This window comes from Nocardioides sp., assembly GCF_964229035.1.
In the GTDB taxonomy this organism is placed as follows: Bacteria; Actinomycetota; Actinomycetes; order Propionibacteriales; family Nocardioidaceae; genus Nocardioides.
In genome coordinates this window covers 22,241-45,909 of sequence record NZ_CAXRAZ010000057.1, presented here as the reverse complement: position 1 = coordinate 45,909, position 23,669 = coordinate 22,241, and the positions used below count along the sequence as shown (strand labels likewise).

Genomic DNA, 23,669 nt, shown 5'->3' with positions numbered 1-23,669 from the left:
CTGGGGCGGGTGGGGCGGAGCTATCGGGTGACCTCGGCGGTGGCGCCGTCGACCTCCACGCGCGCCACTCCGTTGCCGCGCACGTAGCAGTTGTCGCCGCCGGCGTTGTAGAAGAAGCTGCCCGACACCTGCCGTGAGAAGGAGGTGCAGCTGTCGGGGTTCTGGCGCTCGAGGCCGCCCGACAACGTGACGGTGGCGGTGCGGGAGTCGTCGCGCACGAAGCCGTCACCGCGCACCTGCGCGGTGCAGTTGATGAAGCCGGCGACGCAGTTGATCGCGATGCTCAGGTCGCGCGCTCGGCTCGTAGCGGTGACGCGGATCGCGTCGCTGTACTTGCGGTCGCCCTCGGCGGCGGAGACGGTGCGCACGAGGATCGAGCGGGCCGTGCCGCCCTGGGGCACCTGAGCGCTGTAGGGCTCACCGGATCGGCGGTTCTGCCACGAGGCACCGTCGTTGTCGCTGAACTGCACGCCGAGCACCGGCTGGCCGTTCTCGCCGCCGGCCTGCAGCGGCACCGACACCGAGTAGTAGTCGCCCGAGATGGCGGAGGTGTCGTTGGGCGGCTGCGGCTTGCCCCACGTGCGGACGTCGCGGATGCCGACCGGGTCGCCTTCGATGAGTCGGTCGCCATTGCGGGTGACCACGCGGACGCTCACGGTGTGGGCCCCGTTGCCGGCGAAGGTGATCGGGACGCCGCCGGCCCCGGGTGTGGCGGGCACGGTCGTCGTCCCGCCGCCGTCGGTCTGCACGAGGTAGTGGCTGATCGGGAGACCGCCGTCGTCGGCCGGACCGTCCCATCCGATCAGCGCGGTGCGGTCGCTGGGTGAGGAGCCGACCTCGCCGAGGTTGCGCACGGGGCCGGGCTTGGTGAACGGACGTCCCGACACGCTCGGGCTGCGGTCGCTGGTGCCGGCGTCGTTGGTGGCGGCCACCGTGAAGGTGAACGTGCGGCCCTTGGTGATGCCGTCGGCGGCCCCGAAGGTGCGCGAGGTCGTCGAGGCGTCGACGTCGTAGACGCCTCGGCGGCAGCCGCTGCAGGTGATGCGGTAGCTGGTCACGCGGTTGCCGTTGCTCTGCGACTCCGACCACGCGGCCCAGTCGATGCGCACGAAGGGCGCCTGGTTGTAGGGGTCGGCCTCGCTGGCGGTGAGCGAGGGCGCTGCTCCGGACGGCAGGGGCACGCCGAACGGCGCGACCGCCCGGGACGGCGCGGAGAACTGTCGTCGGGGCTCGACCGCGTTGATCGCCCGGATCTCGAAGGCGTAGGGCGTGCCGTTGGCCAGACCGGGGATCACCGTCTCACGCGCGGTGCCGGCGGCCTGCCAGGTGCGGGCGCTGCCCGCCTCCTTGATCTCGTAGGCCGTGATCTCGGATCCCTCGTTGGTGGGCGGCGTCCACCGCAGGGTGAGTCGGCGATCCATGCGGCTGCCCGTGGGCGGCGCCTCGATGACGACCTCGGGCGGGGTCATCAGGTCGGGGGCGCGGTTCGGCACGATCTTCTCGGTGGCCGGGCTCGGCTCGCTCCAGCCCTCGCTGTTGCGGGCGCGCACGGTGAAGGTGTAGCTCTCGCCCGGTGTCAGGTCGACCAGGCGGCACGTGGTGGCCGTGCAGCGCTGCGTGAACCCGCCGGGGCCGGCGACCTCGTACTCCTCGATCGGGGCGCCGTTGGCGTCGGGTTCGCGCCACGACAGCACCGCCGAGGAGGCCTCGACCGACGACAGGGTGGGACGCGCCGGGGCGTCCGGGACGTCGATGACCGTGATCGCGATGCGGGCGGTGACCTCGCGCGAGCGGTCGCCCGAGGCGTCGCCGACGCGCAGGCGCAGCGCGGAGGTGCCCGAGGAGCTGGGCGTGAAGCGCACGACGGAGCCGTCGACGGCGACGTCGCGCAGGCGCCCGCGCCCCTCCTGCACCGGCGAGCTCACGGTGATCGGCTCGCCGGGGTAGGGGTTGACCGCGTAGGAGGCGAGATCGACCTCGGTGGGCTCGTCCTCGTCGGCGTTGACGGTGATGAGCGGCACGTGGACGAGCGGCCGGTCGCTGTCGACGAGGCGGACGCTCACCGTGCCCGTGTCGGTGGCACCGGCGGCGTCGGTGGCCACGACCTCGACCCGTGCGCTCTCGTCGGCCTCCGCCGACCCGGTGGGCTCGAGGGTGAGCACGCCGGCCTCGGCGTCCACCGAGGCCTCCACCTCGCCGCTGGTGGTCGTCGCCGTCCAGGTCATCGAGTCGAGATCGCCCCTGTTGGCGTCGCGGGTGAGTCCCGCGAGGTCGAGCTGCACCGGCTCGTCGTCCAGGCCGAGGTCGACGGCAGCGTCGCGCATCACCGGTGCGACGTTGGCGGTGGGCACGACGTCGATGGGGATGGTGAGCAGCGAGGTGAGCGCGCCGGCGTCACCGTCGCGGCCGTCACTCACCGCGAGGGTGATCGAGGCCGGTCCGACGTGATCACGCGCCGGCGTGAAGCGCACCGACGTGGTGGCCCCCTCCACCGGCGAGACCGCGCCGTTGACGGCGGTGGGTGAGGCGTCGGGGGCGATCGACGGGGTGCGCCCGGCACGGGTGACGACGAGGTCGGTGAGGTCGATGACGGCGTCCTGGCCGGCGTCGACCTTCACGGGCACGCGGTCGGGGTCGGTGGTGAGCTGCGGAGGCACGTTGTCGGTGCCGGTGACGTAGACGACGCCGAAGGTGTCGGTCGACTCCTCGTCGGCGTCGTCGAGGCGGTAGAGCACCACCTGGTCGGTCGCGCGCAGGGCCACGCGCACCGAGCCGTCGTCGTCCACCGTGCACCGGCCGCCGCGGCCGGCGTCGCACCCCACGACGCGGAGGTCGGCCTTCGCGCCGTCGAAGTCGATGTCGTTGTCGAGCACCGGGATGCGCACCTGCTCCCCCGGCTCGCGGCCGATGATGTCGCCGAGGTCGGCGACGTCGTCGCGCGCGATCGGTGCGTAGAAAGGAGCCGTGCGACTGGCCGCCACCTTGAGGACGGCGTCGTCGCGCGCGCCGGCGGCGTCGCGCACCGAGTAGCCGATCGTGGTGACCGCCGTGGTCGCCGCCGGCGCCTCGCCCACGGCGACCTCCACGAGGCCGCCCTCGTGGCGCACCTTCGTGGCGGCGTTGATGTCGTCGACGCGCAGCGGGTCGTCGTCGGGATCGACGTCGTTGGTGAGCACGTTGTAGGTGATCGTGCGATCGGGCTGCACGAGCACGGTGTCGTCGAGGGCGACGGGCGGCTGGTTGACCTCCTCGGCGGCGACCACGCCGACGCGGACGTCGGCCACGCCGGTGGCCCCGAACTTGTCCTGCACGAGCACCTGGAAGAAGTCGGTGCCGGTGCGCCCCTCGAAGGCCTCGTAGCGGATCCAGTCGACGCCGGTGTCGACGACGCGGCCCAGGGTCGGCGCCGTCAGGATGCTGCGCAGCGCCACCGAGTCGCCGTCGGGATCGGCGCCGACGAGGTCGACCGAGATGACCTTGGGACGCCCGCCGATGACCCGGTCGATGATCGGCTGCGGCACGGGCGGGCGGTTGTTCTTCGCCGAGTCGGGGACGACGAACACGCTGAGCTCCGCGGTGGCCTTGAGCCCGTCGTCGTCGCGCACGCCGTAGATCACCGAGTAGGTGCCCGGCTCGTCGGGCGCGCGCAGACGCAGGGTGTCGCCGGAGACCCACACGTCGAGGTCCTGCTCGTTGACCAGGTCGGACTGGAACAGCCGCGGCTTGCCGCCGTCGGGATCGGAGTCGTTGGCGAGCACCGGGACGGTGGTCACGGAGCCGGCGCGCACGGTGACCTGGTCCTTGTTGGCCACCGGGTGGCTGTTGGTCGTGGCCGGCCGCTGGGTGATGACGAGGTAGCCGGTGGTCGAGCTTCGGCCGTCGGAGACGACGTACTCCACCGTGGCCTGCTGCCCGGCGAAGTCGGAGGCGGACGAGACGACGGCCAGACGCTTGTCGACCACCGAGACCTTCAGGCCCGGGATCGAGGGGCGCCCGACGCGCTTGACCACCAGCACGTCGTTGTCGGGGTCGAGGTCGTTGAGCAGGAGGTCGACCTGCGTGCTGCCGCCCGGCGCCACCACCGCCTTGTCGCGCACCGCCACCGGCGGCCGGTTGTCCTTCGGCGGCGACTCGATGTCGAGGCGGACCGTGGAGGTGACGGTGGCCGAGGAGTTGTAGGCGGCGTACTGCAGGTAGTAGCTGCGGGCGCGGCGGGCGACGAAGGTGAAGGTGCCGGACTCCAGGTCGGGGGTCACCTGGGTGCCGGTGTCGTCGCCCACGACCTTGACGCTCTTTAGGGTCAGGTCGGTGCCCTCGGGGTTGCGGTCGTTGGCCAGCGGCTGGACGACGACCCGCGTGCCGGCCACGCCGGAGGACAGGTCGGGCACCAGCTCGGGCGGAGCCTTCTCGGCGAGCACGTCGACCGGCAGGCTGCCCGAGAAGGAGTCGATGCCGTCGTCCACGACGTAGTCGATCTCGCTGACCTTGGCGCCGGCGCCGGTGTCGCTGAAGGTGATGGTGCCGTCGGGGCGGAACTCGACCTCGCCGCCGCGGGCGGTGGCCTCGCGCAGGGTGAGGTCGTCGCCGTCGATGTCGTAGAAGTCGGCGAGCACGAAGTAGCTGGCCGTGGCCCCCTTCGCCACGCGCAGTCGGGGCTCCCGGTCGGGCATCAGCTTGGGCTTGGCGTGCTGGCCGTCGGTGCGGATGCGCAGTCGCACGAGGGCGAAGACCTCGTCGTTGACCTTGCCGTCGGTGACGTAGTAGCGGAAGACCGAGGTGCCCGTGGCGTCGGCGGGCACGGCCACCTGCAGCTGGGTGCCGCCGCCCACGATGCGCACCTCGAGCTCGGGTCCGCTGACGTGCTGGGTCTTGGAGATGCTGAGGATGTCGCCGTCGGGGTCGTGGTCGTTGAGCGCGACCACGGGCAGCACGGTGGAGCGGCCGGGGCGCGCGCCCAGGTCGTCGTCCTGGGGCTCGGGCGGCCGGTTCTCCTGCTCGGGGACCTCCTCGGTGGTCTCCTTGAGCTTCGAGCGGTTCTCGTTGCGCGGGTCGACCGTGGGCCAGTTGTCGACCTTCGCCTTGCCGGGCTGCTGCACGAGCCAGGTGTCGCCCGTGACGTCGTCGTTGAGCACCACGACGTCGCGGTTGACCCGGAACTGCAGGCGGGCGCCCGGCTGCATCGAGGCGATCGGGTCGGTGTCGTCGAAGGAGTCGTCGGCGCAGTCGCGCAGGTAGTTGTGGGGCGAGGACGGATCGGACCAGGCGGCGTAGACGCAGCCGGTGCTCAGCAGCACGACGGGGGCGGCGGGCAGGCCCTGCACCGGACCGCGGCTGACGGACTCGAGCGAACCGCCCTCGAGCGGCGCGCGGAGCAGGCCCTCGGGGGTGGCGACGTAGACGGCGTCGCCCGAGGCGGCCGGCTGCTGTAGGCGGACGTCGGCGGAGTTCTGCACCTGCACGCGGAGCGGTTCCTGCCCGGGGCGACGCAGCTCGCCGGACGTGCGGTCGTAGAGCACGGGGACGTCGCCCACCACCGTCATCGCCACCAGCGCCGGGTCGGTGCCGAGGGTGGCGTCGCCGCCGCCGAGGCGCTGCTCGCCGTCGTCGACCGCCGGCGCCGCGCCGGCGGTGCGCAGGGCCGTGACCGTACCGTCGCGGCCCAGCACGTAGGCCCGACCGTCGTCGCCGACCGCGGCGCTCAGCGCGCCGGTGAGGTCGGGCGGCGTGCCCTTGGCCGAGAAGCTGCCGAAGGAGGCCTGCGGGCGCACCCAGGCCTTCCCGCTCACGGGGTCGACGACGGCGAAGGTGTCGCCGCCGTGGGCCACCACGGCGCCGGTGGGCAGCGAGGTGGCCTCGCGCACGGAGGCGCGGGGGATGTCGATCGGCTTGACCGATCGGTCGGAGGAGTCGTCGTCGACGAAGAGGTCGCCGGCGCGCTGGAAGATGTCGAAGTCGGCCGTGGTCGCGTCCACGCCCAGGTCGAGCTCCTCGATCTGGGGGTTCAGTCGGGCGACCAGGCCGAGGTCGCGGTTGGTCACCCAGACGCTGCCGTCGTTGAGGTCGACCTCGGTGAAGGGCTTGCCCTCGTAGCGGTAGGCGAGGACGACGAGGGTGCCCACGAGCAGGGCCAGCACGGTGCCCGAGGCGGCGCGGCTCCAGCGACGACGTGAGGTCGCGCGCCCGTCCGCGGGCGCGCCAGGAGCGCGTCCGCGTGATCCTCGCAGCGCGCCCATCGCGCCGCCCACCGCGTTCTTCATCTCGACCTTCATGCCCAGTTCATCCCCGAGTGATTCCTCCGGCCTCCCAGCCGCACGTCGTACCCGCCGCCGGCGGCGTCACTGCCCGACCGCGCACACCTGTTCCGACGGCGGGGACGGCGAGGAGCCGACCCGCGAGAGCGACACCCGCACGCACACGGTGCGACCGGGCGGGAGCGTCACCGATCGCGCGGTGTCCTCGGTGTACTCGGGCTCCGTCGTCGGAGCGCCGTCGCCGCTGAAGACGACCTTGAACTCGTCGCCCTCGGCCGGGGCCTCGGCCCGCCACCGGAAGGTCCACTCGCTCCCCGATCCCGTGCGGGTGACCGAGGGCGCCGGCGGCACGTCGGCGAGGGCGACCGGGTCGGGCGGCGCCTCCCCGCGCAGCGGTCCGTCGCCGCTCGGGTCGTCGTCGCCGCCGCCGAGCAGCGCGATGCCGAGCGCGCCCGCGACGACGACACCGAGGGCGGCCGCCACCAGGCGTCCGCGTCGTCCGCTGCCGGTGGGTTCGCGTCGGGGGGCATCGGACGGCGCGCCATCGGTCGTCGCCGATGCGGGGGTCGCACCGGCGGACGGCACGGGGGCGGCGGCCGCCGGCACGATCACCGAGACCGGCCGGATGAGGGTGCGGTCGTCGTCCGCGGAGGCGGTGCGCTCGGCGGCCGGCGAGGCGTCCATGACCTCGAGCCGCGTCGGTGAGCGGCGCAGCTCGATCTGGACGTCCTGCAGCTGGCGACCGAGCTGCAGCGCCGAGGCCGGGCGGCTGTTGACGTCGCGGTCGAGGGCGCGCTGGAGCACGGTGACGAGGGAGGCCGGCACGTCGGGGCGGCGCAGCGGGGTCAGCTGCCCGCGCTCGATGCGCGCGATCAGCGCGGGGGTGTCGTTGGGGCCCTCGCGTCGCTCGAAGGGCGAGTGACCCTGCAGCAGCGACCAGAGCGTGGCGGCGAGACCGTAGACGTCGGCGCGGACGTCGTGGCTCTCGGCGTTCAACGCCTCCGGCGGCGACCAGGGCACGGAGAAGCCCTGCCCGCTCGCCGCCGTCTCGCCGACGACCGAGGCGATGCCGAAGTCGGTGAGCAGCGGCATGCCGAAGGTGCTGGTGAGGATGTTGTGGGGCTTGATGTCGCGGTGCAGGATGCCCGCGCGGTGGGCGGTCTCGACCGCGCTGGCGATACGCACGCCGATGTCGAGCACCTCCTCGACGGGCAGCGGGCTCGTGCGGTAGCGCTGGGCGACGTGGGGCGGAGGGCAGTACTCCATGACCAGGTAGGCCCGCCCGTCGGAGCTCACCCCGGCCTGGTAGATCGGCACGATCGAGGGGTGGCTCGAGAGCTGGGCCATCACGTTGGCCTCGGCACGGAACTGCTCGAGCGCGGCGGCGTCGGTGCCGCTGCGCAGCACCTTGATGGCGACCTGGCGGCTCGGGAGGTCCTGGGTGTAGCGGAAGACGTCGGCGAAGCCGCCCTCCCCGATCCGGTCGACGAAGGCGAAGCCGGCGATGTCGGGCGCCCGGCTCATGACCCCTCCTCCGCGAGGACGACGGTGGCGCTGAGCCCCTGGGAGAGCACGAGCAGGTCGCCCACGGCGATCTCGGTGGGCACCCCCGGCTCCAGCGGCAGCGGCCGCTCGCCGCCGCGCGCGTGGAGCGTGCCGTTGGTGGAGGTGTCGGTGACCACCAGGTGGTCGCCCTGCACGCGCAGCTCGAGGTGGGTGCTCGACACGTAGGGGTCGTCGACCGTGACGAGGGCGGGCAGGTTGATGCTGCCGCCGACCTGCTGGACCCGGGGGCTGCGACCCACCAGCACCCGGCGGCGCACGCGCACCACGCGTCCGCTGGAGAAGCGCAGCGCGTACGGAGGGGCAGGAGGTGGCGTCGTGACGCCGGCCATCGCCGATCGCTCCCGCTGGAGCGAGGCCAGCTGTGCGGGCGTGATCGTGCGGCCGTCGTGGTCGGGGTCGACCGGCGGCGGGCCCGGCGGTGGAGTGGACGGCGGCGGGCCCGGCGGCGGTGGCGTGGACGGCGGCGGACCCGGCGGCGGTGGAGTGGACGGCGGCGGGCCCAGGGGCGGTGGAGTGGACGGCGGCGGCCCCGGCGGGGGCGGGGCGGACGGCGGCGGCCCCGGCGGGGGTGGGGCGGACGGCGGCGGCCCCGGCGGGGGTGGAGCGGACGGCGGCGGGGCGGACGGCAGCGGGCTGGTGCGCGGACCGCCGCGCAGCACCGTGTGCTCGGGCACGGGGGGCGCGGCGGGCGGGGGCGGCAGGTTCGCCGCGGTGACGGCGCCCTCATCGGTGGCGACGAGCGCCCACCGGACTCCCCCGGAGGCCACCACGCCGCCGAGGAGGGGCAGCAGGGCGTCGGGCCGCGGGACGACGCCGGCCGGCACGAGCTCCACCGCAGCGGCGCGCGGGAGGCTCACCTCGGAGGCGCCGCCGGCGCCGAGGCCGCTCGCCGCGAGCACGCCGTCCACGCGCACCTCGACGGCACCGCGCACCAGGAGATCGACGCCAGCGCCCGACGGCGTCGCGATCGCGAGGGGCACCTGGCCCAGCCGGCCGGCCGTCAGGGCGTCCGCGATCTCCCGCGGGGAGGGCGTGACGGCTTCGCGGCCCGGCATCCGGAGGCGGGCGCGGCCCTCGTCGTCCACGGCGAGCATCGCCGCGAGGGCGGTGAGCACCTCGGCACCGAGCGGCGCGGCCGGGCCGGGCGCGAGGAGCACCACGGCGTCGTCCGCGACGAGCGTGGGGCAGGCGCCCGGGAGGTAGCGGGCGTTCACCGCGGACCGCCGTTGGGGCGGGTGTCCTCGATGTCGGGGTCGAGCCGGTGCAGGAACCCGATCAGCTCCGCTTCCGGGCCGGCGACCGCGGTGCCGTCGGCGCCGGCCTCGAGGACGTCGACGACCACCACGCTCACGTTGTCGTGTCCGCCGGCGGCCACCGCGGCGTCGACCAGGCGCAGCACGGCGACCTCGGGCGGTGCCGGGTCGCCCAGGATGTGCGAGATCGCGACGTCGGAGAGCTCGGTGGTGAGCCCGTCGGAGCACAGCAGCAGCCGCGAGCCCGGCGCCGCGGGCACCAGCGCGAAGTCGGCCTGGTAACGCGCGAGGCCCGTGATGGCGCGGGTGATGACGTGGCGCTCGGGATGAACCAGCGCCTCGTCGGGGGTGAGCCGGCCGGCATCGATGAGCTCCTGGATGACCGAGTGGTCGGTGGAGACCTGGTTCAGCGCGCCCTCGGCGAACACGTAGGCCCGCGAGTCGCCGAGGTTGGCCAGCAGCCAGTAGCCGCGACCGTCCTCCAGCACGTGGGCGGCCGCCACGAGGGTCGACCCGGGCGCCGAGGTGAACTCGGCCGCCAGTTGCTCGACCCCCGCCTGGGCGGATCGGATCGCCCGCTCGATGTCGTCGGCGGTGACCGCCTGCGCCGCGAGGGGTGCGAGCGCCTGGACGACGAGACGGCTCGCCCGATCACCCCGGGCGTGGCCCCCCATGCCGTCGGCGACGGCGAAGATCGGCGGCGCGGCCAGGACGGCGTCCTCGTTGACCGAGCGCACGGCGCCGGGGTGGGTGGCGCTGGCGTGGGCCAGCCGGGCGCGGCCGTCGGGCGTCGTCCACGCACCGGCGTCGTCGACCGCGACCTGCACCGTGGACCCCCGAGCACTCGTGCCACCGCACCCGACCGCGATGACGCTGGGGGGAGCCTAACGCCGGGCGGGGCCTAGGGTGGAGTCATGGAGAAGCCCGAGATCGAGTTCGTCGACCCCACTCCCCCCACCGACCTCGTCATCACCGACATCACCGTCGGCGACGGCGCGGAGGCCACCGCCGGCAGCACCGTGTCGGTGCACTACGTCGGCGTCGCGCTGTCGAGCGGTGAGGAGTTCGACGCCTCCTACAACCGGGGCACCCCCCTGCAGTTCCGCCTCGGCATCGGCCAGGTCATCTCCGGCTGGGACACCGGCGTGCAGGGCATGAAGGTGGGCGGCCGTCGCCAGCTCGTCATCCCGCCCCACCTGGGCTACGGCGACCGCGGCGCGGGCGGCGTGATCAAGCCCGGCGAGACCCTCATCTTCGTGGTGGACCTGCTCGCGGTCAGCTGAGGCGCGAGCCCACCTCGCACGACTGCTTCACCAGGGCAGGTCGTCCGCACTGGCCTCGTCGGCCACGCGGGCGGCCTGCCCGTTCAGCTCCACCACGTCGCCGCGCCGCAGCTGGCGACCGCGGCGGGCCTCGGGCTCGCCGTTGACCTGCACGAGCCCCTCGGCCAGCACCACCTTCGCCTCGGCGCCGGTGTCGATGAGGTTGGCGAGCTTGAGGAACTGTCCGAGCCGGATCACCTCGTCGCGGATGGGGACGTCGACCGGCACCGGCGCGGCCGGTCCGTCGGCGTCGTCACGTCGGCTGCGCCCGAAGCGCGGGAGCCGCGGGCTCACGGGAGCGCCACGCTGATCGCGTGGATCACGACGCCCACCAGGCCGCCGACGATCGTTCCATTGATGCGGATGAACTGCAGGTCGCGACCGACGTGGAGCTCGATGCGCTCGGCCGCCTCCTTGCCGTCCCAGCGCGCGATGGTCTGGGTGATCACCGAGGTGAGCTCGGCGCCGTAGCGGTCGACGGCGAACACCACCGCGTCAGCGGCGCGGCGGTCGAGACGCTCGCGGAGCGCGGCGTCCTCACGCAGGCGCTGCGAGCCGCGCTCGATCTCGCTCAGCAACCGGTGGCGCACCGCCCCCTGCGGATCCTCCAGGGAGGTGAGGAGCGCCCGTCGCAGCGCCTTCCACAGCGAGATGGCGGTGTTGATGACCGCGGGGTGGTCGAGCAGCCGGTCCTTGAGGCGCTCGGCCCGGGCCTGGGTGTCGGGGTCGGTGAGCAGGTCGTCGGCCAGGCGCTTCAGCAGCGAGTCGAGCGCAAGGCGCGCGCGGTGCGTCGGCTCGCGGCGGATCTCGCCGACCCAGCGCACCATCTCGACATGGAGGCGGTCGATCACCATCTCGTTGAGCCGCTCCGGCGCCCACCACGGGGCGCGCTCGCCGATGACCTCCTGCACGGTGTCGGGGTTGGCGACGAGCCAGCTGTGCAGCTCCTCGAGCGCGAGGTCGACGAGCCCGTGGTGCAGGTCGTCCTCGAGCGCCTCGCCGAGCAGACCGCCGAGCAGGGGCGCGATGGGTTCCTCGTGGAAGCGCGGACGCAGCGCCTCGTTGACGAGCGCCTCGATGTGCTCGTCGCGGACCTTGCCGAGGGCGAGGGCGGCGAGCTCGGTGCCCTCGCGGACGACGCGCTCGGCATTGGCGGGCTTGCCCAGCCAGTCGCCCACGCGCTGCGAGACGCCCACGGCGTCGACGCGCTCGCGGATGATCGCCTCCTGGAGGAAGTTCTCGCCCACGAACTCCTCCAGTCCGCGGCCCAGCTCGTCCTTGCGGCGCGGCACGAGCGCGGTGTGCGGGATGGGCAGCCCGAGCGGGTGGCGGAAGAGCGCCGTCACGGCGAACCAGTCGGCGATCGCGCCCACCATCGAGGCCTCCGCACCAGCGTTGACGAAGCCGAGGAAGCCGTCCTGCCCCAGGGTCGCCACGTAGACGGCCGCGGCGAACAGCAGCAGCGAGACGGCGACCGTGCGCATCCGGCGCAGCGCACTGCGCCGCACGGCGTCGGCGGACGGATCAGCGGAGACGAAGGGAGCGGCCACGGCCATATCCTTGCCGACCCCCACCAAGCCCGGCGCCCCGGCGTCCGACCTCGGGACGGACATCGGGACGGACATAGGCGACGGACCCGCCCGACGCTGATCGATCCGGGCCGAAAACCGAGAGCGGGGTGGCCCCGGACGAATCCGGGACCACCCCCGTGTCGTGGAACCCCCCAGTCACCGCAACACGCGGGTCGCTCACGCCGAAGCGCTGCGACCTTCACCCGTCTCAACGCACCTGGTCCCGGAAGGTCACGGGTGGTGACGCTCACAGAGGCAAAACCATCGGATCCGATGGGGCTTTGGTCCCGTTTTGCCAAGAAAACAGTGATCGGGAGTGGCGTGAGTCACGTTCTGGGGCGCCCGGGGGTCCCGGGACGGTCCCGGGCCGACCGTGAGCGCAGCGCCCGGCGTGGAGCGGGTCAGGCCCGGTCGCCGCGCTCCACGAGCGCCGCGGTGAGCAGCGCCACCAGGGCTTCGGTCTGCAGGTCGATCGAACCGCCGTCGACGTCCTCGCCGGCACCGTCGAGGGCGCGGGCGGCGAGCCCCGCCTTCTTGTCGATCAGCTCGGCGATGCGGGTGTCGAGGGTCTGGGTGGCGATGACGCGCCACGCGGTGACCGGCTCGGCCTGACCGATGCGGTGCACCCGGTCGATGGCCTGGGTCTGCTCCGCGTCGGTCCACGACAACTCGGCCAGCACCAGGTTCGAGGCGACCTGGAGGTTGAGGCCCACGCCCGCCGCGGTGAGCGAGCACACCGCCACCTGCACGTCCGGGTCGTTGACGAAGTCGTCGATCGCCTTCTGGCGCGCGGACGACGTCTGGTCGCCTCGGATCGAGGTGTAGCGCAGTCCCCGGTCGGCGAAGACCTCCTCGGCAGCGTCCATGACGTCGATGTGCTTGGCGAAGAAGACGACCTTGCCGACGTTGCGGGCCAGCTGGGCCGTGTAGTCGGCCGCCAGGCCCGCCTTGGCCTGGCCGATGCGGCGCATCATCGTGAAGACGTTCTCGCCCGTCTTCGCGACCGTGTCCTCGCGCTCCCAGCCGGCGACCTGGCGCACGAGGCGGTGGTCGATGCCCTCCACCACGGCACCGGTGCGGCGCGTGGCGATGGCCTTGTCGTAGCGCTCGACCATGCGCCGCGCGAGCTCCTGCTCGGCCTTGCGGATCGAGCGGCCGGCCTCCCCCTCGAGCTCGACCGGGATGTCGGCGACGCGACGGGCCGGGATGTCGGCAGCGACGTCGATCTTGCGCCGGCGCACGATGCCCTGGTCGACGACCGCGCGACGCGCGGCCGGGTAGAAGCCGGCGTCCGCGGGGGTGAAGCCGGACTCCTCCAGCGCCTCCATCAGCCCGCCCTGCGGCAGCACCTCGTCGATCCAGCCGAGGAACTGCCAGATCGCGCGGAAGTCCTCGATGTCGTTGATGAGAGGGGTGCCGGTGAGCGCCATCATCAGCGGACGCGCGATGCGGGCGCGGATGCGGTCGGCCACCTCGAGCACGTTCTGCGAGCGCTGCGAGGTCTTGTTCTTGATGTAGTGGGCCTCGTCGACGATCATCCCGCGGAAGCCGTGGGTGCCGAGCCAACCGACGTGGCGGTCGAGGATCTCGTAGTTGACGACGAACACGTCGGCGAAACCGTCGACGTCCTCGCCGTCACCGTGCAGCACCGTGGCGCGGCGGTTCGGCGTCCACAGCTGCACCTCGCGGGCCCAGTTGGTCTTGACGACGTTGGGCACCACCGCGAGCAGGGGGAAGGCGTCGGCGGCCTCAGCCGCCAGGAGCGCCTGGGCGGTCTTGCCGAGGCCGGGCTCGTCGGCCAGCAGGTAGGTGCGGTGACCGGCCGCGGCCGAGGCGATCAGCTGCGCCTGGTGCGGCATCAGCTCGCGCGCGGCGGGCCCGCGCAGTCCGGTGAGCGCCTGCAGCTGCTCGGCCTCCGGCAGCGCCATGCAGGCGGGCGCGTCGGGAGCGGCCCGCTCGAAGGAGCGGAACAGGGGGTCGAGCAGCTCCCAGCCGGCCAGTCGGCGAGGGCGCACGTGCGCCCGGGCGTGGGTGAAGTCGGGCACCAGGAACGGGTTGGCCAGCTGGCGCGCCTGAACCGACAGGGGGACGACGCGCCGCTCCGCGGCGGCCAGCGCCTCGGGGTCCGGCTCCGCCACAGTGGGCTCGGCCTCGGGCTCGTCGACCCCGGCACGACGCAGCAGGTCGCGGCGCACCTCGCGGGCGGCCTCGGAGATCTCGGCGTTCTCGTCGAGGAGGGTGAACAGGGTGCTGTCGCGGGCGGCGGTCTGCGCCAGGATCGTCGCGATCCCGTCGAGACGCTTGAGCTCCTCCCCGCGCCGCCCCTCCGAGAGCGCGGGATCGGTCTTGACCCGGGTGCGCTCCTCGCGCGCCAGCAGGGCGACGACCTGGAACTTGGCCCGGACCTCCGGCATCGCCGAGCGCCGGGCCACCGCCGCCTCGACCTCGCGCACCGCGCGGGCGAGCTGCGGGATGATGCCCTCCTCGTTGCGACGCGTCCGCGCCGACTGGGGGTTGCGGCGCTGCTGCGTCGCACCCCGCTGGCCTCCTCGAGCCACAGGTGTCCTTCCGACGTGCGCCTCGACGAGGCGGCACGGGGTTCATTCGCACGGCGCGTCGCCGCACGGAGTCGAATCGCAGTGGTGCGGCAGGCGACCTGCGCTGCTGCGGAAGCCACCCACCCGAGCCCGAGCTCAGCGTGGGGACGACGCGGCGCGGGCAGTGCCGACACCCTAGCGCACCCCTCCCCGCCACCCACCCCGGCGGCGTGGCGCGGCGGTGGGGCGCGGCGGTGGGGCGCAGCGGTGGGGCGCGGCGGTGGGGATTCGCCGGTGACCCGGCGAATCCCCACCTTCTCGGCTGAAACTTCATACGAGAAGCACGAGTTTTGGTCGGTCAGTCCCGGCTGTCGCGCCCGGCCCCACAGATCCGCGCCACAGATCCACAGGCTGCTGACAGGCGCGACGAAGCCGACGCCCAGACGCGGCGGCGAGAGTCATGGCACCGACCAGATGAGTCGTCCCCATCGGAGGGGACGACGAGAGAGGACACCACCATGGCACCCGCACCGACCACCCGCTCCCCGCGGACGACGCTGCGCCTGCGCGCCGCGGCGCTGCTGGCTGCCGGCGCCGTCGCCGGCGGCGTGACGGCCGCCAGCCTCACCGCCGACGCGGCCGGCAGCGGCTCGGCGAAGCCGACGAGCAGCAGCTCGAGCACGCCGACCCCGCCCAAGGCCCCCGCGGACGGCGGGCCCGGCCGTCACGGCGGCCCCGGCGGCCCGGGCCGTGGAGCGCCCGGGGCCGAGGACACCGCAGCGCTGGCCAAGGCGCTCGGCGTGACCGAGGCCAAGCTGACCGCGGCGCTGGACGCCGTGCGCGACCAGCTCAAGCCGCCGACGCCGCCGACGAACGGCACGAAGCCGACCCCGCCCACCGACGCCGAGCGGGCGCAGCGCGAGGCCGCCTTCGCCAAGGCTCTCGCCGCCGAGCTGAAGATCGACGTCGCGAAGGTGACCGACGCCCTCGCCTCGGTGCGCGCGGCCCACCAGGCCGAGCACCGCACCGAGCTCGAGAAGCGCCTCGACGCCGCGGTGAGCGCCGACAAGCTCACCGCCGCCGACAAGGCCTCGGTGCTCAAGGCCTTCTACGCCGGCGTGCTCGGGCCCCGCTGACCCGGCTCACCACTGCGGCACCACCACTCCGGCACCGCACCACGACGGCCGGGACCCCGATCGGGGTCCCGGCCGTTCGTCGTCCACCGGCTCGAAGCGGGACGCATGGCGTGCGTCACACCGCTCTGCAACTCGTTGCATACTGCTCGGCGCTCGGGCACCCTGAGGGGGTGGCACTGGAGCACGCGATCCTCGTCTCGCTCAGCGAGCGCTCTGCATCGGGCTCCGACCTGACCCGCCGGTTCGACGCCTCCATCGGCTACTTCTGGACCGCCACCCACCAGCAGATCTATCGCGTGCTGGGGCGGATGGAGGCCGACGGCTGGATCACCTCCGAGGCGGTGCCCCAGCCGGACCGACCGACGAAGAAGGTGTACGCCGTCACCGACGCCGGGCGCGCCGAGCTGCACCGCTGGATCGGTGAGCCGACGCCGACGGAGGCGATGCGCAGCAGCCTCGGCGTGAAGATGCGCGCGGCCTCCTACGGCGATCGCGCCGCGCTGCTCGACGACCTGCGCCGCCAACTCGACGACCACACCAAGCGACTCTCCCTCTTCGAGTTCATGGCAGCGCGCGACTTCCCCGACCCGAGTGCCCTGCACGGGCGCGCGCTCGACGTCTACCTCGTGCTGCGCGGCGGCCTGCTCCTCGAGCAGTTCTGGGTGGCGTGGCTGACCGAGTACCTCGAGGCCCACTCCCCGCAGCCACCCGCTGCCCCACCCGCTGCCCCACCCGCTGCCCCGTTGCCCTCCAGCCCGGACGACCAGGAGAACCGATGACCGACCACCCGCTCCTCACCAGCCCCGCCGTCGTGGGCGGCCTGCAACTGCAGTCGCGCGCCGTCATGGGCTCGATGCACACCGGTCTCGAGGACCGCCCCTGGCACGTGGACGAGCTCGCCGCCTACTTCGCCGAGCGCGCCAAGGGCGGGGTGGGCCTCATCGTCACCGGCGGCTACGCCCCGAACGTCCGCGGCTGGCTGCTGCCGTTCGGCTCGCAGATGACCACCCGGCTCAACGCGATCCGCCACCAGCGGGTCACCGACGCCGTCCACGAGCACGGCGGCCGGATCGCGCTGCAGCTGCTGCACGCCGGCCGCTACGGCTACACCCCCTTCAGCGTGTCGGCCAGCGCTACGAAGTCGCCGATCACGCCGTTCAAGGCCTCGGCGATGAGCGCGCGCATGGTCGAGCGCACGATCGACGACTTCGTCGCCAGCGCCAAGCTCGCGCGCAAGGCCGGCTACGACGGCGTCGAGATCATGGGCTCCGAGGGCTACCTCATCAACCAGTTCCTCGCCGCGCGCACCAACAAGCGCACCGACGCCTGGGGCGGCACGGCCGAGAAGCGCATGCGCTTCCCCGTCGAGATCGTGCGCCGCATCCGCGACGAGCTGCCCGACTTCTTCGTCATGTATCGCATGTCGCTGCTCGACCTCGTCCCTGGCGGCCAGACCTGGGGCGAGATCGCTGAGCTCGCGCACCGCATCGAGAACGCCGGCGCGAGCGTCATCAACACCGGCATCGGCTGGCACGAGGCGCGGGTGCCCACCATCGTCACGAGCGTGCCGCGCGGCGCCTGGGTCGACTCCACGCTGCGCCTCAAGGCCGAGGTCGGCATCGCGGTGTGCGCCAGCAACCGGATCAACACCCCCGAGCTCGCCGAGCAGGTGCTCGAGCAGGGAGTCGACCTCGTCTCGATGGCGCGCCCGTTCCTCGCCGACCCCGACCTCGTCGCCAAGGCGCGCGAAGGCCGCGCCGACGAGATCAACACCTGCATCGGGTGCAACCAGGCCTGCCTGGACCACACCTTCCAGGCCAAGCGCGCCTCGTGCCTGGTCAACCCGCGCGCCTGCCACGAGACCGAGCTGGTGATCGGCCCCACCCGACGCGCTGCCCGCGTCGCGGTGGTCGGCGGCGGCCCCGCCGGTCTCGCCACGGCCGTCACCGCCGCCGAGCGCGGTCACGACGTGACCCTGTTCGAGGCCTCCGACTCGCTGGGCGGACAGTTCCGCCTCGCCATGGCCATCCCCGGCAAGGAGGAGTTCGCCGAGACGCTGCGCTACTACCGGCGCCGCATGGAGGTGCTCGGCGTCAACGTCAAGCTCGCCACCCGGGCCACCCCCGACGTCCTCACCGGCTTCGACCACGTGGTCGTGGCCACTGGCGTGGAGCCCCGCGTGCCGCGCATCCCCGGTATCGAGCACCCCAAGGTCGTCTCCTACGCCGACGCCATCACCGGCGCCGTCGAGGTCGGACGCCGCGTGGCCGTGATGGGCGCCGGCGGCATCGGCTTCGACGTCACCGAGCTGCTCACCCACCCGGCCGAGGGCGAGAGCCTCGAGCAGTGGAAGGCGCACTGGGGCGTCGTCGACCCCGACGACGTGCCGGGCGGCGTCGGCGAGAAGACGCCGCGCACCCCTGCCCGCGAGGTCTGGCTGCTGCAGCGCAAGGAGTCGGCGCAGGGCAAGGGCCTCGGCAAGACCAGCGGCTGGGTGCACCGCGCCGTGGTCAAGGACAACGGCGTCCACCAGCTCACCGGCGTCACCTACGAGCGCGTGGACGACGAGGGCCTGCACATCACCGTCGACGGCACCCCGACGGTGCTGGACGTCGACCACGTCGTCGTCTGCGCCGGCCAGGAGTCCGTGCGGGGGCTGTACGACGAGCTCCTCGCGGTGGGCTTCGACGGCGGGGTTCACCTCATCGGCGGCGCCGACGTGGCCGCTGAGGTCGACGCGAAGCGCGCGATCAAGCAGGGCACGGAGCTCGCCGCCGCCCTCTGAGCCGCCGACCAGCCGGACGAGCCCTCAGCGACGCGGCACCCGCCACACCAGGCGGGTGCCGCGCTCGGGCGCGGAGGTGATCTCGAGCGTGCCGCCGCGCTGCTCGGCGCGGCGGCGGATGTTCGCAAGCCCCGACTCCACGGCCTCCGGGTCGATGCCGCGGCCGTCGTCGCCCACGGTGAGCACGACGTCGTCCCCGGCGGCCACGATCACCTCCACCGTGCGCGCACCCGAGTGCCGACTCGCGTTCGAGAGGCCCTCGGCTAGCACCGCCAGCAGGTCCGGGACGACGTCCGGGTCGACGAGCGTGCGCACCGGACCCTCGAAGCGCAGCGACGGGCGGAACTTCAGCGTGGCGGCGGCGCGGTCGACCAGGCGGGTCACCTCGGCCTGCACGTCGCCGTCGGTGTCGAGCACCCCGAGGCCGAAGATCGCGCGCCGGATGTCCTTGATGGTGGCGTCGAGGTCGTCGACGGCCTGCTCGATACGCGCCACCACCTCGGGCGGACCCACGCGCCGCGAGACGCCCTGCAGCCCCAGCCCGACGGCGAAGAGGCGCTGGATCACCAGGTCGTGCAGGTCGCGACCGATGCGGTCACGGTCCTCGAGCAGAGCGAGGCGCTGGCGGTCCTCCCGCGTCTCGGCGAGCTGCAGGGCCAGGGCGGTCTGCTCGGCGAAGTTGGCCAGCGGGCGGTCCGTGCCGTCGACGAAGCCCGCGGCGTCCGCCGCGTCGTGGTGCGGCGCCCATCCGAGCACCAGGGCGCCACGGCCGCTGGCGGTCGGGTCGAGCCGCACGGCCACGAGGGGCGCCACCGCGTCGTCGCGCACCGCGGGCTCGGAGGGCTCGGCGTCGACGGCGACCCGGTGCGCGATGTCCAGCACGGCCGCCAGGGCGTCGTCCTCGGGCACGGTGGGGAGGTCGCCGACGGCGGCGAGCACCATCGGCGCCTCTGCCTGGGCACAGACCCAGGCGGCGTCCGCGCCCGCGACCTCGCGCGCACGGGCGGCGATGGTGGTCACGCCGGCACCCGAGCCGGGGTCGGACAGGGCCGCGACGACCTCCGCGGTGGCCACCAGCCAGGCCTCGCGCGAGCGGAGGTCCTCGTACAGCCGGGCGTTCTCGATCGCGACGCCGGCCGCGGAGGCGAGGGCGACCACGATCTCCTGGTCGTCGGCGGAGAAGTCGCCGCCACCGACCTTCTCGGTGAGGTAGAGGTTGCCGAAGACCCGGTCGCGGATGCGCACCGGCACGCCGAGGAAGGACGTCATCGGCGGGTGGTTCGGGGGGAACCCGTAGGACGCCGGATGCTGCGCGATGTCGTGCAGGCGCAGCGGCTCGGGGCGGTCGATGATGAGGCCGAGGATGCCGTGGCCGGTGGGCAGGTCGCCGATGACCGCCGCGTCGGCGTCCGTGATGCCGTGGTGCACGAAGGTCCGCAGGCGCTGGCCACCGCTCGGAGCGAGCACACCGAGCGCCGCGTAGCGGGCGCCCGCGAGCCGGCTCGCGATCGCCACGATGCGAGCCAGCACGCCGTCGAGGCTGAGGTCGGCGGAGATCGCCACGACCGCGTCGAGGAGCAGGCGCAGACGCGCCTGCTGGTCGACCGCGTCGTTCATGCGGTCCTGCACGGCACGCACGAGGTCCTCGAATCCCGCCTCCTCGATGCGCTGCGAGCGGTAGGACACGGTCCGACGCTACCGTGCGGAGGGCCGCTGCGGTGCGGACTGGGCGTGCCCGGTGTGCCTCAGACGGCGCCGCCGTCGCCGTGCTTGACCGCGTAGATCGCAGCCTGGGTGCGACTGGTGAGGTTGAGCTTGGCCAGCAGCGACGACACGTAGTTCTTCACCGTCTTCTCGGCCAGGTGCATCTCGCGGGCGATCTGGCGGTTGGTGAGGCCGGCGCCGATGTGGTCCAGGATCCGGTGCTCCTGGTCGGTGAGCGAGGCCAGGCCGGCGTCCACCTTGGGCCCGGAGCGGATGCGCTCGAGCACCTGGGCGGTCACCGACGGGTCGAGCATCGACTGCCCGGCCGCCACCCGGCGGACCATGTCGACGAGGTCGTTGCCGCGCACCTGCTTGAGCACGTAGCCCGCGGCGCCGGCCATGATCGCGGAGAACAGCGCGTCGTCGTCGTCGTAGGAGGTGAGGATGAGCGCCCGGATCGAGGGGTCCTGCGAGCGGATGTCGCGGCACACGTCGATGCCGGAGCCGTCGGGCAGGCGACCGTCGAGGATGGCGACGTCGGGGCGCAGCGCCGGGATCCGGCGGGTGGCCTCGGCGGCGGAGTCGGACTCGCCGACGACCTCGATGTCGGACTCGGCCTCGAGCAGGCCCCGGATGCCGCGACGGATCATCTCGTGGTCGTCGAGCAGGAAGACCCGGATGACTCCCTGCGCCTCGTTGGTGCCGGCAGCGGCCCGTGTCTCGCTCACGCGACCAACGTAGTACGTGGGGCCGGTGCGGGGGGAGGTTCATCGGCCCATCGCCGCGGGACCTTCGACCCTGCAGCCGCCTGTCGTCGCACCGCACGCTGGAGAACGAGGGTGAGCAGAGTGGAGCAGGCGATGACGACGAGCAGTGCGCGCGACGTGGCGCGGGGCGAGACGCCCTCCGCCGCGCCTGTCGACCTGTCGCCGGATCGGCGCCGCGCCGCGCTGGAGGATCTGGTGCTGCTGGCCTGCCGCGCGCCGAGCATCCACAACACCCAGCCGTGGGCGTGGCAGGTGTCCTCCACCTCCGTCACGCTGTTCGCCGACACCTCGCGCGGTCTCCCCGCGGAGGACCCGGACGGACGCGGCCTGCTCATTAGCTGCGGGGCGGCGCTCCAGCACCTCACGTGGGCGGCGCGCTGCCGCGGCTGGCTCACCCATGTGCGACCGGCGCCGGGCCCGGCGTCCTTCGCCATGCTCCCGGCGGGCGCGAGCGAAGGCCTGCACGAGGTCGCCCGCATCGAGCTCGACGGACCGTGGCCGCTCGGCCCGCTCGAGAGCGCCGAGCGCGCCGACGACCTCGCGCTCCTCCTCCACCGCTGCACCGACCGCCGTCGCTTCACCGGCTGGCCGGTGCCGACCGAGCGTCTGGCCCCGGTCGCCGCTGCGGCACGCTCGCGCGGCGTGGCGGTGGCCAGCATCGTCGGCACCTCCGACCGCTTCCGGCTCGAGGCCCTCTTGCACCGCGTGGACGACGTCCTCTCGCTGGACGCCGCGCGCCTGGCCGAGCAGCGCGCGTGGGTCGATCGCAGCGAGGTGGACGGCGTGCCGCTCGGCGTGCTGCCCGCCCGCACCGCCCTGGCCGACCGGTTCGGCCCGGGCACTCTCGACGACCGGTCGTCGGCGCTCGGCTCCGGGGAGGGTCTGCTCCTCCTCGGCACCGAGGACGACGCACCCGCCGGCTGGCTGCGCACGGGCCAGGCCCTCGGCGCGCTCTGGCTGGAGGCCACCCGCGCAGGGCTGTCGGTCGTCCCGGTGAGCCAGGTGATCGAGGTGGCCGCCGTTCGCGAGGAGATCGAGCAGCGGCTGGCGGGCGGTGCCTTCCGTCCGCACCTGCTGCTGCGGGTGGGCTGGCAGTCGATCGGGCGCAGCGACCTGCCGCGCACCCCGCGGCGCCCGCTGGCCGACGTCCTCGTGCGCTGATCGCGCCCCCTCGGCGCACCATCTGCGCCCCCTCGGCGCACCAACCGCGCCCCCTCGGCGGCGGGAGGCCCGGGGCGTGGAGGGCGAAGGTCCCGCCCGTGGGCGGTCGCCGGGCCGTGGGCGGCGGGGCGCGCGATTCCTAGCGTGGAGACGTGGACCCGACCGACATCGCACGCTGGCAATTCGCCATCACGACCGTCTACCACTTCCTCTTCGTGCCCATCACGATCGGCCTCTCGGCGATCGTGGCCGGCTACGAGATCACGTGGTTGCGCACCCGCGACGAGCGGTGGCTGAGACTCACGAAGTTCTTCGGCCGCCTGTTCCTCATCAACTTCGCCCTCGGCGTCGTCACCGGCATCGTGCAGGAGTTCCAGTTCGGCATGAACTGGAGCGACTACTCGCGCTTCGTCGGCGACATCTTCGGAGCGCCGCTGGCGGTCGAGGGGCTCCTGGCCTTCTTCCTGGAGTCGACCTTCCTCGGCCTCTGGATCTTCGGCTGGGACCGGCTCTCCCCGCGCCTGCACGCCGCGACGATGGTGCTCACCCACGTGGGCACGCTCTTCTCGGCCTACTTCATCCTCGCCGCCAACTCCTGGATGCAGCACCCCGTCGGCTTCGCCTACAACCCCGAGACCGGGCGCGCGGAGATGAACGACTTCGCCGCGGTGCTGCTCAACAAGGTCCAGCTGGTGACCTTCCCGCACGTGGTGCTCTCGGCCTACATGACGGGCGCGGCCTTCGTGGTGGGCGTGTCGCTGTGGCAGCTGCGCCGCACCCGCGAGGACGCCGCGGAGGAACGTCGCCTGTACCGGGGCGCGCTGCGCTCGGCCGCCGCGCTCGTGCTCGTGGCCGGCCTCGGCGTCGCGATCACCGGCGACCTCCAGGGCAAGGTGATGACCGAGGTGCAGCCGATGAAGATGGCCGCCGCCGAGGGCCTCTACGAGACCCAGTCGCCCGCCGACTTCTCGATCCTCACCCTCGGCACGCTCGACGGCAGCCGCGAGACGTTCGCGGTCAAGGTGCCGGGGCTGCTGTCCTACCTCGCGACGGGCAGCTCGCAGGGCGAGGTCCGCGGCATCGACGACCTGCGCGCGGAGTACCGGAGCACGTACGGCAGCGACCCGGGCGCCGCCTACTACTCCCCCGGCGACTACACACCCGTGATCCCGCTGACCTACTGGACCTTCCGCATCATGATCGGTCTCGGCCTCGCGGCCGCCGCGGTGGCGGGATGGGTCCTCTGGGCCACCCGTGCGGGCCGGGTGCCGCGCACCCGCCTCGGCCTGGGTGCCGCGATCGCCCTGCCGCTCCTGCCGCTGCTGGCCAACTCCGCCGGATGGATCTTCACCGAGATCGGTCGCCAGCCCTGGGCCGTCTTCGGCCTGATGACCGTCGACCACGCCGTCTCCCCCGGCGTCAGCGCCTTCGAGGTGCTCACCTCGCTGATCGTTCTGACCGCCGTCTACGGCGTGCTCGCGGTGGTGGAGGTGCGACTCCTCCTCACCTACATCCGCCGCGGCGCCGATCCCCTGCCCACCCCCGAGGACGACGGACCGGGCTCCGGCTCTCCACTCGCGGACGCCGACCGGCCCCTCGCCGTCGCGTACTGACCA

15 protein-coding genes are annotated in these 23,669 nt (G+C 73.5%); 6 read left to right on the top strand and 9 right to left on the bottom strand.

Going from position 1 to position 23,669, the window contains the following annotated elements; translation table 11 throughout:
• Nucleotides 1–20: 20 nt before the first annotated feature.
• From ACERUN_RS17395 to ACERUN_RS17380, 4 genes are all read right to left on the bottom strand, one after another.
• Nucleotides 21–6,269, bottom strand: a complete 6,249-nt coding sequence (locus ACERUN_RS17395) for an Ig-like domain-containing protein (protein WP_370291323.1) — start codon at nucleotides 6,267–6,269, stop codon at nucleotides 21–23.
• Between the two features lie 66 nt (nucleotides 6,270–6,335).
• Nucleotides 6,336–7,775: a serine/threonine-protein kinase gene (locus tag ACERUN_RS17390; RefSeq protein WP_370291322.1), complete on the bottom strand. Its 1,440-nt coding sequence runs from the start codon at nucleotides 7,773–7,775 to the stop codon at nucleotides 6,336–6,338.
• On the bottom strand, nucleotides 7,772–9,031 hold the full coding sequence (locus ACERUN_RS17385) for an FHA domain-containing protein (RefSeq protein WP_370291321.1): 1,260 nt from the start codon (nucleotides 9,029–9,031) through the stop codon (nucleotides 7,772–7,774). Before ACERUN_RS17385 ends, ACERUN_RS17390 begins: the two co-directional genes overlap by 4 nt.
• The gene (locus ACERUN_RS17380; protein ID WP_370291320.1) at nucleotides 9,028–9,897 is read right to left on the bottom strand and encodes a PP2C family serine/threonine-protein phosphatase; all 870 of its coding nucleotides are present in this window, start codon (nucleotides 9,895–9,897) and stop codon (nucleotides 9,028–9,030) included. The genes ACERUN_RS17385 and ACERUN_RS17380 overlap by 4 nt, the downstream gene beginning before the upstream one ends.
• A gap of 87 nt (nucleotides 9,898–9,984) precedes the next feature.
• Between ACERUN_RS17380 and ACERUN_RS17375 the strand changes: the two genes are divergently transcribed.
• On the top strand, nucleotides 9,985–10,353 hold the full coding sequence (locus ACERUN_RS17375) for an FKBP-type peptidyl-prolyl cis-trans isomerase (protein WP_370291317.1): 369 nt from the start codon (nucleotides 9,985–9,987) through the stop codon (nucleotides 10,351–10,353).
• 27 nt (nucleotides 10,354–10,380) lie between these two features.
• Here the strand turns inward: ACERUN_RS17375 and ACERUN_RS17370 are convergent, their stop codons facing one another.
• The 3 genes from ACERUN_RS17370 to ACERUN_RS17360 form a co-directional block, all read right to left on the bottom strand.
• On the bottom strand, nucleotides 10,381–10,686 hold the full coding sequence (locus ACERUN_RS17370; RefSeq protein WP_370291316.1) for an RNA-binding S4 domain-containing protein: 306 nt from the start codon (nucleotides 10,684–10,686) through the stop codon (nucleotides 10,381–10,383).
• Nucleotides 10,683–11,948 carry a DUF445 domain-containing protein gene (locus ACERUN_RS17365; RefSeq protein ID WP_370291315.1) on the bottom strand — a complete coding sequence of 422 codons (1,266 nt, stop codon included), beginning with the start codon at nucleotides 11,946–11,948 and terminating at the stop codon, nucleotides 10,683–10,685. Before ACERUN_RS17365 ends, ACERUN_RS17370 begins: the two co-directional genes overlap by 4 nt.
• Nucleotides 11,949–12,364: 416 nt before the next feature.
• Complete coding sequence (locus ACERUN_RS17360; protein ID WP_370291314.1) at nucleotides 12,365–14,521, bottom strand: DEAD/DEAH box helicase; 2,157 nt, start codon at nucleotides 14,519–14,521, stop codon at nucleotides 12,365–12,367.
• Nucleotides 14,522–15,018: 497 nt separating this feature from the next.
• On the opposite strand from ACERUN_RS17360, the gene ACERUN_RS17355 reads away from it, so the two are divergent.
• From ACERUN_RS17355 to ACERUN_RS17345, 3 genes are all read left to right on the top strand, one after another.
• Complete coding sequence (locus tag ACERUN_RS17355; protein ID WP_370291312.1) at nucleotides 15,019–15,636, top strand: hypothetical protein; 618 nt, start codon at nucleotides 15,019–15,021, stop codon at nucleotides 15,634–15,636.
• A gap of 170 nt (nucleotides 15,637–15,806) precedes the next feature.
• Nucleotides 15,807–16,415: a PadR family transcriptional regulator gene (locus ACERUN_RS17350; RefSeq protein ID WP_370291309.1), complete on the top strand. Its 609-nt coding sequence runs from the start codon at nucleotides 15,807–15,809 to the stop codon at nucleotides 16,413–16,415.
• Complete coding sequence (locus tag ACERUN_RS17345) at nucleotides 16,412–18,421, top strand: FAD-dependent oxidoreductase (RefSeq protein ID WP_370291308.1); 2,010 nt, start codon at nucleotides 16,412–16,414, stop codon at nucleotides 18,419–18,421. Before ACERUN_RS17350 ends, ACERUN_RS17345 begins: the two co-directional genes overlap by 4 nt.
• Nucleotides 18,422–18,445: 24 nt before the next feature.
• Here the strand turns inward: ACERUN_RS17345 and ACERUN_RS17340 are convergent, their stop codons facing one another.
• Nucleotides 18,446–20,107 carry a GAF domain-containing protein gene (locus ACERUN_RS17340; protein WP_370291307.1) on the bottom strand — a complete coding sequence of 554 codons (1,662 nt, stop codon included), beginning with the start codon at nucleotides 20,105–20,107 and terminating at the stop codon, nucleotides 18,446–18,448.
• 59 nt (nucleotides 20,108–20,166) lie between these two features.
• Entirely contained in the window at nucleotides 20,167–20,853 is a 687-nt protein-coding gene (locus ACERUN_RS17335) for a response regulator (RefSeq protein WP_370291306.1), read from the bottom strand.
• 132 nt (nucleotides 20,854–20,985) lie between these two features.
• Here ACERUN_RS17335 and ACERUN_RS17330 point away from each other — a divergent pair, with 132 nt between their 5' ends.
• A complete protein-coding gene (locus ACERUN_RS17330; RefSeq protein ID WP_370291304.1) occupies nucleotides 20,986–22,053 on the top strand; it encodes a hypothetical protein in 1,068 nt (355 codons plus the stop codon).
• Nucleotides 22,054–22,205: 152 nt separating this feature from the next.
• Complete coding sequence (locus ACERUN_RS17325; protein WP_370291303.1) at nucleotides 22,206–23,666, top strand: cytochrome ubiquinol oxidase subunit I; 1,461 nt, start codon at nucleotides 22,206–22,208, stop codon at nucleotides 23,664–23,666.
• The last annotated feature ends 3 nt before the right edge of the window (nucleotides 23,667–23,669 follow it).